The sequence below is a fragment of the Paraglaciecola arctica BSs20135 genome, assembly GCF_000314995.1.
Taxonomy (GTDB): Bacteria; Pseudomonadota; Gammaproteobacteria; order Enterobacterales; family Alteromonadaceae; genus Paraglaciecola; species Paraglaciecola arctica.
Genome location: NZ_BAEO01000065.1, coordinates 128854 through 144056 on the forward strand (window position 1 = coordinate 128854; position 15203 = coordinate 144056).

Genomic DNA, 15203 nt, shown 5'->3' on the forward strand with positions numbered 1-15203 from the left:
ACAATAGTGCTGTTTAATTTGGAAAATATTAGTTGTGAGCTATTAGGCGCACACTCAGTTGTTATTAAGCAAAAATAGGAGGGCGATACAGCAAAGAGGCGAAAGAGTTAGGCTGCTCAGAGGGATGTCTGAATATAACAGTGGTTAAAACGAAGGCGCTTGTTAAGCCTAAAAAGGCCGGTACATAAACAATAGAGGAACAGGTATTGGCAATACAAATACAATCAAGATCACAACAATCAACGTCACAGCACTGTGCTGATAATTCGGTATCAATTGAAGCTGGATCTTTATGCTCTATTCGTTCACTCACACTAGAATGTTGCGCGTCTACTGAGGTGTCACAAGGCGTAGCAATACTCAACGCCAATGTTTGCCCAATAAAAGCAACAAAGATTAGCGCAACTATGATCACTTTTGAAACAGCTTTAAACATTTACACCTCTACATTCATTAGGTGGCGTAGTTTAGGGGTTTATGCCTCAGATGTGAATATCAATGAGAGTGTTTTTTATATTTTGAGTATCGAACATTTTAATCAACATATTGCTCCTCAAATTTAACCTTAATTGCCGCTTGCAAGCTAAGTTTCCACCAAACCATTTGAGCGTTAACACATCACAAAGTTTTCTTGGGGTAATGATAAAATCTAATTTAAGGGCATGTTTCGAGAAGTATAAAAGCAGGCCGAGCTTTCTGTGCTCGGCCTGCTTTACAAAAGTGGAATAATTATGCGATTTTTAAATAGTGGCTAATAATATCCGCGCCATTACTTGCCTGAATAGGTTTAAAAATAAACCCAGATATTCCTAGTCCTTCACATTTTTTCACTAAGGTTTGATCTGTCACTGAGGAAAGCATTACAACAGGAATATCTGAACCGGCTTTACGTATTTCACTTAGGGCCTCGTCACCATTCATGTCTTCCATCACCACATCCATAAACATAAAATCTGCAACACCGGTTTTCACAATTTCAAGGCCGCTGCGGCCATCATCTGCTTCCAGTAAATTGTTGTAACCTAGTTTAGCTAACATACGTTTAAGAGCTTTACGAATAAGTGCGCTGTCGTCGACAACTAAAACAGTGGCATCAAGTGGCAGCGGCTTAGTATGACTGTTTTTTATGCCAGTACTTTCATCGCGTTTGACTTCGCTCACTTGATAATCCACTGAGCGCACCAACAAATTAAAATAATAACGTCCAGCACCTTCAACTGTAATAGGCACAGTGACAATTTCTTTGACGCCGACTAAATATTTGTCCATGTCACTCATATCATTGACGAAATAAGGACTAGAAAACCCATAATCTAAATTATAACGGCTATGCAAATCGGTTGAACGCCCGACTATAGTATTGCCCCACTCGGCTAAAGCATTGCTCAAGTCTTCGGTGATTTCAGTACAGTCATATTTTTCATCAAACATGCTTTGGCAAACAGCATTACCAATAGAAATTGCAGTTTCAGGATAGTGATGCATCATGATCACACCATCCAAATTCCCAGTTACATCTGAACAAACGGCATACCCTTTAAACCGGAAATCTTCAACCTTATCCATAAAAGGTTCACCAGCCGTGCCAGTTAGATTAGTCATAGCTTTAAGACTAGCGATGGATTCGTTAATGAAAGGGTATAAAACAACTTTGTATATATTTTCAACAGACATAGTGGGGATCCTTTATTTTTATTAGAGTGGCAAACTACTAAAGCTAAGTGGACTTTGCAAACATATTTATAGGCTAAACACGCCCAAGTTTTCGATTTGAAGAATGGCTAGGCTCTAATTTCGAGCGAGTGAGTAGATGTAAATATGCTGATTGGCGACTAGAAATCTATCCCCTAGTATTATTACCTTGATGGTAATTGCTGCTGAGCATGAACACCAAAAATCATTAAACTTCTTGAATTAATCAAGCACTTTAAAGTGTTAGAATGTGGGGATAGTTGTATTCATTGACAAACTGAGTGCCTACTAAATTGGGGGAGATTAGTCTTCGTTGTTATTAAATCAGAGGAGCGTTTTTAGATTTCGATATACCCATGCTATGAGCCTGTAGTGTCTTCGTTATTTTCACGCATTAAATTAATGCCTTTTACAAAGTTTGACGCCATTTTATTCGATAAAGACGGCACTATTTTTGATAGTGAACAAGTATGTTGTGATGCTTGGCTGGCGACCGCCAAAGCCTTTGATGTGCATTTTACAACGGATATGTTTAAAAGATTTATTGGGATCCCCACTCACGAATGTAACCAAATGGCTCATCGAGATTTTGGCTTAGACTTCCCCATGAATGATTTTATTCTGGAGATCCGTCGATACATTAGTGACCAGAAACGTCAGGGACTGCCAATCAAAAAAGGCTTTGAGCGTTTCTTTAGTTACATTCTTGAGAACAAAGTACCGGTGGGTGTGGTGACATCTTCAGGTTATGATTCGGCTGTTGAAAGTTTCCAGCAAACTGATTACATGCAAGCCCTTGATGTATTGGTGACTTTTGATGACATTACTAACCCAAAACCCGCACCAGATTGTTATTTATTAGCCTGCCAAAAACTGTCGGTGTCACCCAATCGGGTGCTGGTATTTGAAGACTCAAACGTTGGTATCCAAGCCTCATTGGCGGCAGGATGCCAAACCATTGCCATACCCGACTTAGTAGAGTTAGATCCTAGGTTATTAACTCGTTGCCATCATACATTAGCTAGTTTTGATGAAGCCTATGCAATACTCAACTAACTTCATTTTTTCAACATAGATGATGCTTGACTCTATGACCCCAAAATTTACTTATTTTTTTTCCAAAGCTTATTCAACATATTAAAAAACAACTTATCGCCGCCATCTATGGTCGAAACAAATAACATAAAGTCAGAACTGTCTCTTCTCTTGATCGTAATGACAGTATTGCTATCGTCTACGCCATACTCCACTTCGATGTTTTTTATTTGGTCATAACTAGCCACTTCCAATTGAAACCCTTCGTGCTCATCCAACCAATACGAAAAGACTCGCTGATTGGTAAAACCATTTCCATCGTCTCTAATACTTAAAAACGCATCACTGTAAAAGTATTGAATAGTTTCATTCGCCGGTAAAACTTGTTTGCGATACAAAAACTTTAAATCACCATCTAACAACTGAGATTCAGTTCTCACCGAGTCTCCAGGTAAAAATGGTGTTTCGAGAGCTAAGGTATAAGCAACTAAAGGTACACATAATATAAGTGCAACAACTTGTCTTAATTTCCATTGTGAATTGTACTTGTAGGCACCGTCAGACTTGTTATTGATCGAATTAATGTAGAGTACAAAAGGCATAAATAACAAGGGTGTGAGTAGTCCTAAAACACTGACAAGCAGGTGCTCTGAATAACTAGAGGCAAAGGTGATAGTCAAATAGGCGACAGCAAAAATGATGGCAATCAAAGGAAACATAACTTTGTTCTTAGCAAAACGTTCTATGCTGTCTTTTCTTAAAACAGAAAATAATGGATAGAACCAAATGGGTGAAAATATCCCTCGTGCTATTGGCATAATATCAGTATTGTTTTTTGATTTAACCGCATGCCAATTTCGATATGTCCAGTAGATATCATACAACCCCATAGTGCCAACACCGAGTATCAAGAATTTAAGCCCAGACATAGGGTAAAAATGACTGTCCGCAAATTCGGGGCGTTTTCTAGATTCTGATACCCAACTCATTATGATAAACAACAATCCGAGCGCATAAATCACAATGATTATCTGTAGTGCCGAGAACAATTTTTCATCTTCAACTGTGGCCTGATTGTCACTCACTTCACTTTTTATGTACTTGAGTAAGCCAAAGTACGCTTCATCTATTAGTCTATCTCTAGCGGCAAGGTAATCGTCTAATTGCTCGGCAGCAACATGATCTACCTTGGCACGATAATCAAACTCAAGTTTCAGAGTGTTGGCTTTAAAAGAGATGGTTTTGTGAAATGAAAAGAAAGGGTTGTCTTCAACAAACTCTTCATCATCAAAATCCCAGCCGTCTGATTCAAAGGTTACTTCAAAGTGGTTATTAATATTATTAGGAAACGCTAATGCCAGAGGCGCAGTTCTTATAATTTGTTCAGGTTTAAATACCGCATCACGTACCTCAGTGGGGTAATAATCGGCCTCATAGTGTTCGTCACCTGTTCTCCAGTAGTGCTCTATTTCGTATTGTTCATTTATCGAAACAGTGCCTTCTTTGTCATCAACACTGACTGTCATTTCTCCAACTGAAACCAGTGAAGGGAAAGCTTTTTGATAGTATATTTCGTAGTTATCTGCGACTTTCTTTTTCCCATCTCTTTCAAGACGACCTAGGGTGTTTAGTAACTTTTCTCCGGAATACTGTGTCGCAACTGACAATTTCACTTTCTGTTCATGTTTTTTAGGGATGAAATAATTTTCGGTGATATGCGTATATGAACCGTCAGATGGTCCAGCCATAGATGTCAGCTTATCTTCTGAAGATTTCAGAACTAATGCATAACCGTAATCTGGCTGATATAGATTACTCAAACTGCCGGTTTGATTGATCAGGGTTGGATCTAACCATATTTGTTTACCTTGATAATTTAGGCTCACAATGACGTGATTAAATAGGTTGGCTGCTGGCGGTCTGTCTTTTAGCAATTTTGTATATTCAGTATCGACCAAAGCAGGAAATGCTTGGATATCAAGCGCTGCTAAAATAGCGATAAGTAAACTGACTTTATCCTTACAATCGCCGTATTTTAGCTTTAGGGTTTCTTCTGGTGCAGTGGGCACATGAGAGTTCGCTCCCATTTCCAAACCAACATATCGAATATTCTCCTGCACGTATTTTAACGCAGCTACAATCTGTGCCGACTGGTCTGGGTACTGACTTTGTATATCATCAGCCACTTTTTTTACACTGCTATGGATGGCAAATTGATATAAAGGTTTCGCCCAATTAACAACGTCACTCCAGTTTTCACTTTCACTGAAATAAATCGAACTATAGGCGTCATACCATGCTGGCAATTGCGAGGGAGTCACGACCATCTGTGGTTTTAATTGGGTGATTTGGTATTCGGTAAACTCGCCCAGTTCATTTTTATTAATTGTAGGGGTCGCATTAATTGGCGTGACAAAAAGAGGCTTAGATTTTCCCCACAATACTCTCAAATGTTGGATATTAAGAGGAACACTCCAATTGATATTTCGTCCGTAGGAAAAGCTATTACGATATACTGGATTCGCACCATATCGGGTGTAACTATAATCTAAGGTATCGCCAACCTGAAGATCTGACATCAAAACGTTTAAAGTCAAAGAGCCATTGTAAATCTGTTTTTTAAGTTCTGACTCTGTATTCAATAACGACTTTTTAGCACTTTGTAATCTATCTAAACGTTGCCCATCTCGAAGAATAAAAAGTGAATTTAACGCAAACCTTTGATATGACGGGTCAAAATTAAAATTAAGTTGCGAAGAGCTTTCTAGACCGCTTTGATTAACTATGGTTTCTACATATCTGGTATACGCAGTTCTCTCACCCGTTTTTGTCACCTGTATTTGATTGTCTACCATGTGGTAGTGCAAACCATTACTTACTTCATCGGTGGGGATATCATCAATTGCGCCAACATCATAGTAAATAACCCAAGTTGGAGCAGGCTCTAGATTTATATCCTGAGCATTTTCTGCTACACCAGCTTTTTGGTAAAATATTGATAAAAAACAAAAAATAACGAGTAAATTAAAACGATAATGCAAACTTAAAGACAAACTCAAATCCCTTTATTTAAAATACTGTTTAATAACCAAGCTTGAATAAGCTTAAGACGCAGGTCTATTTAGCCCGGATCTAATAATCATATCATTAGTTATTTATGCTTGTATTAAGATATATGTCGTAACTATGCACGGCAAGAATCATCAACTAAATAATTACATATACTTAGCTGATGCGCATTTTTTGACTCAACTCAGTCAATATTATTGTTGCGAAGTCTCAGTTTTTTTTCCTTGGATTTTATTGACATGTGAGGCCTGCCAATACCCCTGAAGACCTATGGTTTTCCATGCCCATTTAATCCAACTCAATATTGAAGTACTCAACCAAATCACCCAGACCAACATGATGGCTTTATAGAACCAAACTGAGATACTCAAAATAGTCACACTAGGTAACTGGCCATCCGCTTTATCGGCAAACCACGTAAGCGTATTGCCATAAGATTGATACCCTTCAATACCCATACTGGGATTGCTAAGTAAACTTATCGGCACAACAGAAATTAATGACAATATCGCCACAGCTGAAAAAGCATATAAAAACAACTGCGATAAATTAAACATTATTTGCGTAGTGTCTTTGGGTCTATATTTGCTAGCTGTAATTGAGGCAAACCAAAGCGCTATTAACACCAAAACGCCCCAATTATTTAAACTTAGTCCTAAGCCAAGTATTAACCATTGCACTGTATTCAGAGGTGAAAACTTCACCCGAGCGACCAACAAAGCGATTAGGATAAAAGCTAACAATTCGCCCCAGTAGAGTATCGCGGGGCCTAAAAGTGGTCCTTTAGCCCATAAGATCCAACGCTGGTTACTCACATTGACTTGGGTAGTGATATTACTAGATGGCGCATTTAGATTGATTTGGGGCGGCGAAAACACCAATAAATCATCAATATTAGCACGCATAGTTATTTGTATATTGTGCGTGCCAGGCGAAATGGGAATGGCGAGCTTACCGGACTCAGGTTGCAGATTGACTAGACTTCCATCGGTTTTCACTTCTTTTAGTTGGTAGTTTATTGGTAAATCAATTACATGTTCACCACCACGAGTACTGCGATAATTAAAGGCCAACTCAAGCTTAGAAGTACGCGTACCTTGGTCAATTTTAAGATTAACACTGTCTATGGCTAAAGCCTCTCCTTTCACTGCATCGGGACGAGAAATGGCAAGGTTTAAGGATTCGCCAGCATGAGGATAAAATGAATAACTGAAGTAATCCAAGGCATTCTGTTGCTCCATAATCATTGGCAATCCATCTAAGCTTAAATGCCAAGAAGGACTGATAACAATTTGCCACTGTTCGATAAAACGTTTGTTGTTAGGTGCCACAAGTTGCATAGCATTATGGCGGTCTAAGGTTGAAGTCCAATTAAATTGGCTTTCACCAGCCGAAATAGTCACAGCAACTTGATTGTTTTCAACCGCTATTTCATCGCTGATAACATGTTCACCAGACAGTGTTGGGATCTGTAAGTTTAATGACCCCAAAGTCGGCGCTATACGCTCGACCGTAGTTTTAACTGTCCACATTTTATCAATGGTCAACATCCTAGTGACTTTTACAAAAGGTTGTTGTTTAAAACGCGTAGAAGCAGGGGAATCTTCTTGACTGGTATTTGCTTTAGCCAAAAACTCCAACGTATTGCCAGTCAAAACATTGGCTTGAGTCCCGACAATTTCCCAATTTTCAGTACCCTCAACATTGATTCGTTTAGGTTGATCTTTAAATCTAAGCTGAAAGTTATCAACTGGGATTAAACGTCCAGTGATCACTAAAGTTGAAACTCCCTTAGAAACAGGCACATATAACCAATTATCTTGGCGGTAGACACTTAACAAAGGTTTATTGTTTAAAATAAATGATTGCCCTTGCCAAAATTCTGACCGAGGCAAGGCAACCGCGCTTTGGCTATTTGCATGAATGGTCAGTTTAAGGGTTAACACCTTGCTATCGGCAGATACGTTCAACGAATTGACTGATGCGCATTCAGGGGCACAATCTGGTGCTGCAAGTAATCTTGCTTTTAATTCTTCCAGCATAACTTGGCTGGGGAAACTATTTGCTTCTGCCGTTGGTGTATAGATTGGCAATAGAAAAAGTGTCACTAACAGCGCGGCTGTTGATTTATGTTTGAATTTTTCAATAGTTGGTTTTAACGAGTCTTTTAACAAAAACAATAACCAAAGCAACATCAAGGCAATACCAACTAATTTCAAAATTTTATAAATGGTTTTAGATAAAATAATCAACTCAAATGTTTGGCCTTGTGCCACCGGGCTGTTCCAAGTAAGAGAATATTGATTCCAGCTCCAGTCTGGCATGCCCGAGCCTGCTTGTAGCAACGCATCGGACTGGTAACGCTCCATAAAGGCATCTGCTTGCCTAACTCTTTTTCCACTCACTGTAACCATTTCGACATCAGCTACTTCTTTGGACAGTCGTTGTTTTCGAATTGGCTCTGGTGAATGCATTTCAATATTGCTATTCGCCGCAAAACTCTCCACGCCACCTTGAATATAGGTATTGCTGTTACCAGTTTCCAACTGAGGATGGATCACAGTACGCAGCTGTGTGGCACTAAAGAACAAAATTGAACCTACTACCAGCGCCGCACTTGCCCCCCAATACATTTTTGCAATAGCCTTAAGTTTTTCGAATGGTTGATGTTTTCTCACAGCAATAGCGACCAATAGATTGAGCATGGCAATTACCGGTGCGCTATTTTCTTGATAAACGGCTAATAACGTTAATGCGGTCAATATTCCCGATACTAAACCAGATAAACGATAAGCAGCCAGTGACGCCAATAACACAATAAAACTTGCCCATATTGACCACCTACTCCACCAGCTATCCGAGACCCTATCTGCACCAAAAACGGCAAAAAGTTTATTACCTGGTGGTAAATTTAATGTGATGGATACCCTTTCAAAGTCACTCTCCCAACCTGCAACAGGCAGTGTCGATGATGCATTAACAATGCCGCTGGCATTTACATTCACTTGAGAATAACGGTTTTCTAAACCTCTTTCGCCTTCCGATATGCTAGTAATGAGTACTGTACCATCTTGGTCTTCTGCGGACTCAAGTGTGAAAGGAGCAGGCATACTTAAACGCCAATCTTCGACCATGCTACCAGTTACTTTGTCTTTAAAAGAAAACACAGCATTATCAAAAGAAACCCATAAGGTGCGATTTAATGTGAGTTGATTCTCAAGATGTAAGGGCTTGCCTCTGTGCTGAATGTCGTAACTAAGTGAGTCATTTTCAGTTAATAAATAGGCAGGATAATTGTACCAAGCTTCTGGCATGTCGACTTGGCCACTATCAATCACACTGGCACCACTGAGCTTGCCAAAGCGTAACTTTTCGTTAGTCTCGAATGCCCACACTTCTTCTTTCGGCCAATGATGAGATAGAGCTGGACGTAACCATTCTAAATTAGTTGGAAGTGAGTATGCATTAACTATAATTTCCCATCTACCTGATTTTAACTTCGCATGTAACACGCCTTCTGCATCTAAAAATGCTGACGTTTCACTTTGAATACCTACCAGTTCAAAATCTTTAGGCAGTACACGGCCAAGAGCGACTTCGCGCATTTTTCCTGAGACATCAACCGAGATAATAGTCTTAAGTTTTATGTAAGGGCCATCACTGATTTTTCTTACTACCCGAACACTAATAGTCTCTTGCTCAGCCTGTCCTTGTTCTGATTCCTGAAACCATAACTCGCTGTTATTAATTTTTGGAAAGTTAATCGTCTGGCCATTAATAGACATATTGACTAGCGCAATTTGCCTAGGAAGTGAAATACTTGACGGCATTTGTTGCCAATTCAGCTTCCCCTCAACTACGAATGACCCTTTTTCTAATTCGATAAATGGTTGATTATTTTGACTCAGAATAGGTGTGTTTTTTCCATTTACTTTTATTTCAAAAGGCCAATATTTACTATTTCCCAACAAAGGGATCACACTTTTACTAAGTACTTCCCATGACTGTTGAAACTCAGCTCCTTGCTGATCCACTTTTATGTCCAAAACACTCGGCCACGCGCAGATGTGATTGTTCAAGTTGCCATAGTCAGCTTGATTGATAAAAGGACAACTTAAGTTTTCATTACCTTGTAACACCCATGCCTGCCAACTTTTTAATTGTTCGGGAACAGACTCCTCCGCAAAAGATGAGAATGTAGTAAGAAGAAAAATGATTAACAAATTACGGAGAGGGTTATTTTTGGCCACGGATGTTTCCTTGTGTGCTTTTTCATAGTTTGCCTTTAGATCATAAGGCAAATCAAACTTTTTAACCAAGTCATTCCACCATCTATGAACAAATGAAACACTTTTAGCAAATAAATGGCTTTTGATATACACCGAAAATACTAGTTATGTAATCAGGTGATAATGATTTGATCCCTTTATAAGGTAAGATCACCATTTAGACTAATAAGGAATTTATGTGAGCTGGGTTTTCTTTACGCTGGGTGCTGTAGTGATGCAAACGTTTCGTAACGCTTTGCAGAGTAAATTAAGTGCACATATGAGCACTTCTGGTGTGACCTTATCGCGCTTTTTATTTGCACCACCTATTGCTCTGATATACCTAGTGTTACTTTACACTTTTTCAAACCAAGCTATTCCTGAGTTTTCTTCTCAATTTATCTCCTATGTTTTACTTGCCTCTGTGATGCAAATTTTTGCGACTGCATTGATGGTCATTTTATTTAAACAAAAGAACTTCGCTATAGGCGCGGGGCTTGCCAAAAGTGAAGCATTAGTGGCTGGCGTGTTAGGTACTTTATTTTTTGGTAGTCAATTAAATTTATTTGGCTGGGTAGGTATTTTGATTGGTGCTGCGGCAATATTTGTTTTGTCAGGTGGCGGTAGAAAAGGTCAATTAAGCTTTAAAACAGTGATCATAGGTTTAGCCTGTGGCACTTGTTTTGCTCTCACTTCTTTATACGTAAGAGAAGCGAGTCACCTACTAAATGTACCTTTCCCCCACAGTGCTGCTTGGGTGTTGCTTTGGGTGTTATGTATTCAAACGACTTTACTAGCGAGTTATATCGCAATAAAAGACAGAAGTACTTTTACATCGCTTAAAATCAACGCCAAGATGACCTTTGCAACTAGCGCAACCAGTTGTTTCGGCTCCATTTGCTGGTTTAGTGCTATGGCGTTACAACATGTGGCCTATGTCAAAACCTTAGGTCAAATAGAGGTATTGTTTACCATATTGATTGCGACATTTTGGCTTAAGAACAAGGTCAAACAACATGAAATTATTGGTCTACTGCTTATCGCAGCGGCGGCTATTTTAGTGATGTGGGCATAATCTAGAATAATGACAAAAGCCAAATGAGTACAGCAAGTTATAAAGTGCCTGCAAAGGTACATCAAATAGAGTTAGAAATTAAACGCAGTAAATTTTTAACCTTTGCAGCACCTGCTGCTGATCGTCAAGTAGCTGAAGATTTCATTCGCATGCTGCGCGAGCAACACCCACAGGCTAGCCATGTATGTTGGGCTTATATTGCCGGCGCACCAAATACAACGATTCGCTCAATGAGTGATGACGGCGAACCCAGCGGAACGGCTGGCATGCCTATGTTAAAAGTACTCGAATATAGTGGTTATGGAGATATAGTAGTAGCAGTTGTACGCTATTTTGGTGGCACTAAGCTGGGCACTGGCGGATTACAACGGGCCTATTCTGATGCAGTGTCGATGGTGCTAGCAGATTTACCATTTACGCTTAAAGTGGAACGAACAAGCCTACAATTCAGCTATGACTACACCCATGATGGCAGTATATCTCGATTGTTAGAACGTTATGATGTTGAGAGTATTGATGCAAATTACGCCCAGAAAGTTACCCTTAGCATTGCAATAGCGAGTAGCGAACTGAGCATATTTAAAACCGAACTCACAAATATCACCTCAGGTAACGCTGAGATTTTCCTAGCAGACGAAGATTGAATTATGCGCTAGCCAAACCATCACATTACTACGACTAATCCGGCTTCAGGGTTAACTTTACCTTCACACACATCTTGATAAACTTCGGCTAAACCATTCAGGCCATTGAGCTGAGTCAACTTCAACCAACTCGCACTTCTGCTGATAGTTGATTGCATAAATGCAGTGGTCTTTTGCTCAAATACTTCTGGCCCCCAATCTTTAATGCGCTTTTGAATATGGCTAGGTGCAAAAAACATTTCACTACGCTGCTCAATAAAGTCAGGCCCCATGCCGCCATCTTCCCAATGGGTAAAACCTACATTGGAGCAAAACTTCATATTGTCACCAAGGTGTTTATGCAGTCGACCTAACACATCACCATTACCAGACATATCCACTATCACAGTAGCTTTAGATGCATCGATTTCTGTTAGATTGTCATAGGTCACTGTGCTGTCGTATATGTTTAAATTGTTGACCATTTCTAGGTTACGACTAGATGTCATGGCAATGCTTTTAGGGGCGCTTTGATCATCCGCCAATGCATATCCTAAACCAATACTAGTTTTACTTGAGGCACTGATAATCACTACTTGTTCGGCGCCAAACCAGTTATTGTCTTGTAAGTTGTCATACAAACAATAAGACGTAATATGCAGTGGAAACAACAACATCCTGAAATCATCCATAGCCTTATTGTAATTAGGCTCTGCCATTACTCTACGATAAGCATTATAGCCTGAAGGCAAAGGTGAGCGATGCTCAGCACCATCAATCCAGCGTAACTTACTGACAGCAGTAGGTGTCATTTTAAGGTAGGTGGCTGGCGGAAAATAACCAAATAGTCGTTCACCTACTGGCACATCTTCAGCATTAGAGGCTACCACGTCAGCAAAACCCCATACTGGTAAGATGCCCCACCCCTTTACATCGTTACCTGTGGGCGGAAAAAATTGCCAGTACCCAAATTGGTCACCTACCACCGCATAAGTAATGTTGTTAGCGGTAAAGGCAAAACGGTCAATTTTAACTAACACTTCACCTGCACTTATATCACTCTCAGATAAGTCAGTGTCGACGATTCGATGGGTCAGATTATCTTTACGTATTTGAAATTCACTCATTATATATTCCTTAATTCGCCTTGGCTTGTGCTTGGGCCAAATATTGTTGAAGCTTTTCAATAGCCGGTTGCGCATTAGCTCGTAAACGTTGCACTATGGCTTGTTTTTCAGTGTCGTCCTCTTTGACACTGCGCATCAGTTGGCTAAACCCATCGAGTCTATTTGCTAATAGCCATTTACGTAAATCCTCATCTTGTGACCAAATATATTGATTCATCATAAAAGCCGCAGTTAAACGAAGCCAGTCCATTAAAGTATTAGGTAAAGGCACCACATTACAGATTTTATTCTTAGCTTCTTCTGGATAGGCTAATTCGATATGGGCAATAAAAGCAGCGCTAAAAACAGGTTGATATGAACGGACTGTTTGTGGCGTGATTACATTGTCTGCAAAGATAGGTTTAATGGCCAAGTTAGTTAATGCGCTGGCTGAACAGTCAATATGTAGATATTCTGTGCTAGTTGGGATAGTGCCCTTTTCTAATATAATTTGATTGTTCTCAATACTAGTGACTCTGCCCTTTCGCACGATATTTTTCACTTTACGTAGTTCTGCTAACTCCATTTGGCTAACAGTTGCACCATGAAACATTTCTGGCTGAACATAAGTATCAATCCTCAGAAATACACCTGCTTGTTCTAATCGGTCGAACATATCTTCGATCGAGTCAGAATTGGCAATAGCTTCCATTTGCGAGGCTTGTGCACCAATAGAATCAACAAAAAACTCTTCTGTAGGTTGAGTATTTTTACGATCAATTAGCCATGCATCGCGAGGCATAATCCATTGAATATCATCAGGGTTTACATTCTTTTCAAGCAACCATAAAACGGCATCAATACCGGTTTTACCGCCACCGATCACTACATAACCAGCAGGGGGCTGAGTGACTTTAGGTAAATCATTCAGCGGCATAAATTGGATTTCAGGGGCAATAGTGAAACTTGGAGTATGGGTAGAAGGCACATTGGTATTCAAGTAGGTAGCATCTACGGTTTTTTTGTTCACTATGACTTGATGGGTTTCACCTGTGAGTGACGAAACAAACTTTCCATCACCTTTGTAATCACACATTGGAAAGTACTTCACTCGCCCTGTTGGTAAAAACTGCTCGCGCATCACATCATCAAAATAAGCACTCACCTCGGCACCAGAAGCTAATTCATTTAACCCTTTGTTGAGTCCGACTTTGTCAATACAACCTTTACTCAACTCACGAGAGCTGACTCCGTAAAAAGAAGACGGTTGATGTAATGTGACAAAAGGGTAAGCCACATTCCAATGACCACCGGGTTTATGGAAACGGTCGACAATAATGATTTTAGCGTCACTGTCGGTTAATAAAATATCGGCAAATGCCATGCCTACTGCACCGCTACCAACGATTAAATAGTCTGTTTCATGTGTGAATGTGGCCATTGTTTTTATCCTGCTTAGGTTAGTGAGTATTGTGCAGTAGGATAAAAATCACATTGCACATAACAGTGTTATAGTTAATCATAACGCCGTTATGCTGGTCAACAATTTATTTCTATTTATTGGTTAAATAATCATCATTATGAGCGACGCAAAGAGCACGATTTTAAAAGCAGCATCTGAATTATTCCTCGAAGGCGGCACCTCTGCACTCAGTGTTAGAGCCATATCTAAACGTGCTGGAGTCTCTACAATTGGCATATACAGCCACTTTAAAGGCAAACAGGGGATCTTAGACGAACTTTATATTGAGGGCTTTGAGAAGGTATTTTCCGCTATGGATATACTTAAGTCAGCAAAAGGACCACGAGAGACAATTTTACAAGGGGTTAAAGGTTATCTAGAGGTAGCTGACAAATATGAGGCTCATTACCGACTTATATTTGGTGAAAGTGATGCCGGTTATTCTCCTTCTGAAGAGGCCCGTGCCGTTTCGGAAAAAGCCTTTAAAATGTTAATAGATGTTAGCTCACTTATTCTTCCAGAGGATACGTCGCTAGCTAAAAAACAACATATAGCGTTAGAAATTTGGGCTTTTGTACATGGTTATGTCAGTTTAAAACATCACGCCATATCCACTCTAATCAGCCCTGAAGAATGGAACACTTTGGCGTTAAACGCTTTATCGACACATATTGATGCCATTATTGCGAAACACGCTTAATACATTCCCAAACAAGTACTGCAGTCATTTTTAGTGATACCTGAATTTGGGTTCAATTACTTAAACAGAGAGCAAGTTACTTAAACAGAGAGCAAGTTACTTAAATTTTGTAATGGTAGAAGAGCTGTTAGATTTTATGGGTGGAAGTGAATAGTGAGAAAAGCGGATTTAAC

At 39.6% G+C, this 15203-nt stretch carries 10 protein-coding genes; 4 read left to right on the plus strand and 6 right to left on the minus strand.

What is annotated here, in order from left to right; all coding sequences use genetic code 11:
• Positions 1-64: 64 nt before the first annotated feature.
• Together GARC_RS23095 and GARC_RS23100 are read right to left on the minus strand one after the other, a co-directional pair.
• Entirely contained in the window at positions 65-436 is a 372-nt protein-coding gene (locus GARC_RS23095; RefSeq protein ID WP_007625095.1) for a hypothetical protein, read from the minus strand.
• 293 nt (positions 437-729) lie between these two features.
• Positions 730-1674, minus strand: coding sequence for a response regulator (locus GARC_RS23100; RefSeq protein WP_007625099.1), 945 nt, complete (start codon positions 1672-1674; stop codon positions 730-732).
• A 390-nt stretch (positions 1675-2064) separates the two neighbouring features.
• On the opposite strand from GARC_RS23100, the gene GARC_RS23105 reads away from it, so the two are divergent.
• Positions 2065-2748 carry an HAD family hydrolase gene (locus tag GARC_RS23105; protein ID WP_007625101.1) on the plus strand — a complete coding sequence of 228 codons (684 nt, stop codon included), beginning with the start codon at positions 2065-2067 and terminating at the stop codon, positions 2746-2748.
• A gap of 47 nt (positions 2749-2795) precedes the next feature.
• Here GARC_RS23105 and GARC_RS23110 read toward each other — a convergent pair whose 3' ends face one another.
• Together GARC_RS23110 and GARC_RS23115 are read right to left on the minus strand one after the other, a co-directional pair.
• Positions 2796-5780, minus strand: coding sequence for a DUF3857 domain-containing transglutaminase family protein (locus tag GARC_RS23110; protein ID WP_007625103.1), 2985 nt, complete (start codon positions 5778-5780; stop codon positions 2796-2798).
• Between the two features lie 210 nt (positions 5781-5990).
• Positions 5991-10046, minus strand: a complete 4056-nt coding sequence (locus tag GARC_RS23115; protein WP_007625105.1) for a hypothetical protein — start codon at positions 10044-10046, stop codon at positions 5991-5993.
• A gap of 217 nt (positions 10047-10263) precedes the next feature.
• On the opposite strand from GARC_RS23115, the gene GARC_RS23120 reads away from it, so the two are divergent.
• The gene (locus tag GARC_RS23120) at positions 10264-11139 is read left to right on the plus strand and encodes an EamA family transporter (RefSeq protein WP_007625107.1); all 876 of its coding nucleotides are present in this window, start codon (positions 10264-10266) and stop codon (positions 11137-11139) included.
• A gap of 23 nt (positions 11140-11162) precedes the next feature.
• On the plus strand, positions 11163-11783 hold the full coding sequence (locus tag GARC_RS23125) for a YigZ family protein (RefSeq protein WP_007625113.1): 621 nt from the start codon (positions 11163-11165) through the stop codon (positions 11781-11783).
• Positions 11784-11803: 20 nt separating this feature from the next.
• On the opposite strand, the gene GARC_RS23130 is transcribed toward GARC_RS23125, so the two are convergent.
• Both GARC_RS23130 and GARC_RS23135 read right to left on the minus strand, forming a co-directional pair.
• Positions 11804-12889, minus strand: a complete 1086-nt coding sequence (locus GARC_RS23130; protein ID WP_007625115.1) for a DUF2855 family protein — start codon at positions 12887-12889, stop codon at positions 11804-11806.
• 10 nt (positions 12890-12899) lie between these two features.
• The gene (locus GARC_RS23135; RefSeq protein ID WP_007625116.1) at positions 12900-14309 is read right to left on the minus strand and encodes a hypothetical protein; all 1410 of its coding nucleotides are present in this window, start codon (positions 14307-14309) and stop codon (positions 12900-12902) included.
• Positions 14310-14448: 139 nt separating this feature from the next.
• Between GARC_RS23135 and GARC_RS23140 the strand changes: the two genes are divergently transcribed.
• Positions 14449-15030: a TetR/AcrR family transcriptional regulator gene (locus GARC_RS23140; RefSeq protein ID WP_007625117.1), complete on the plus strand. Its 582-nt coding sequence runs from the start codon at positions 14449-14451 to the stop codon at positions 15028-15030.
• Positions 15031-15203: the final 173 nt, after the last annotated feature.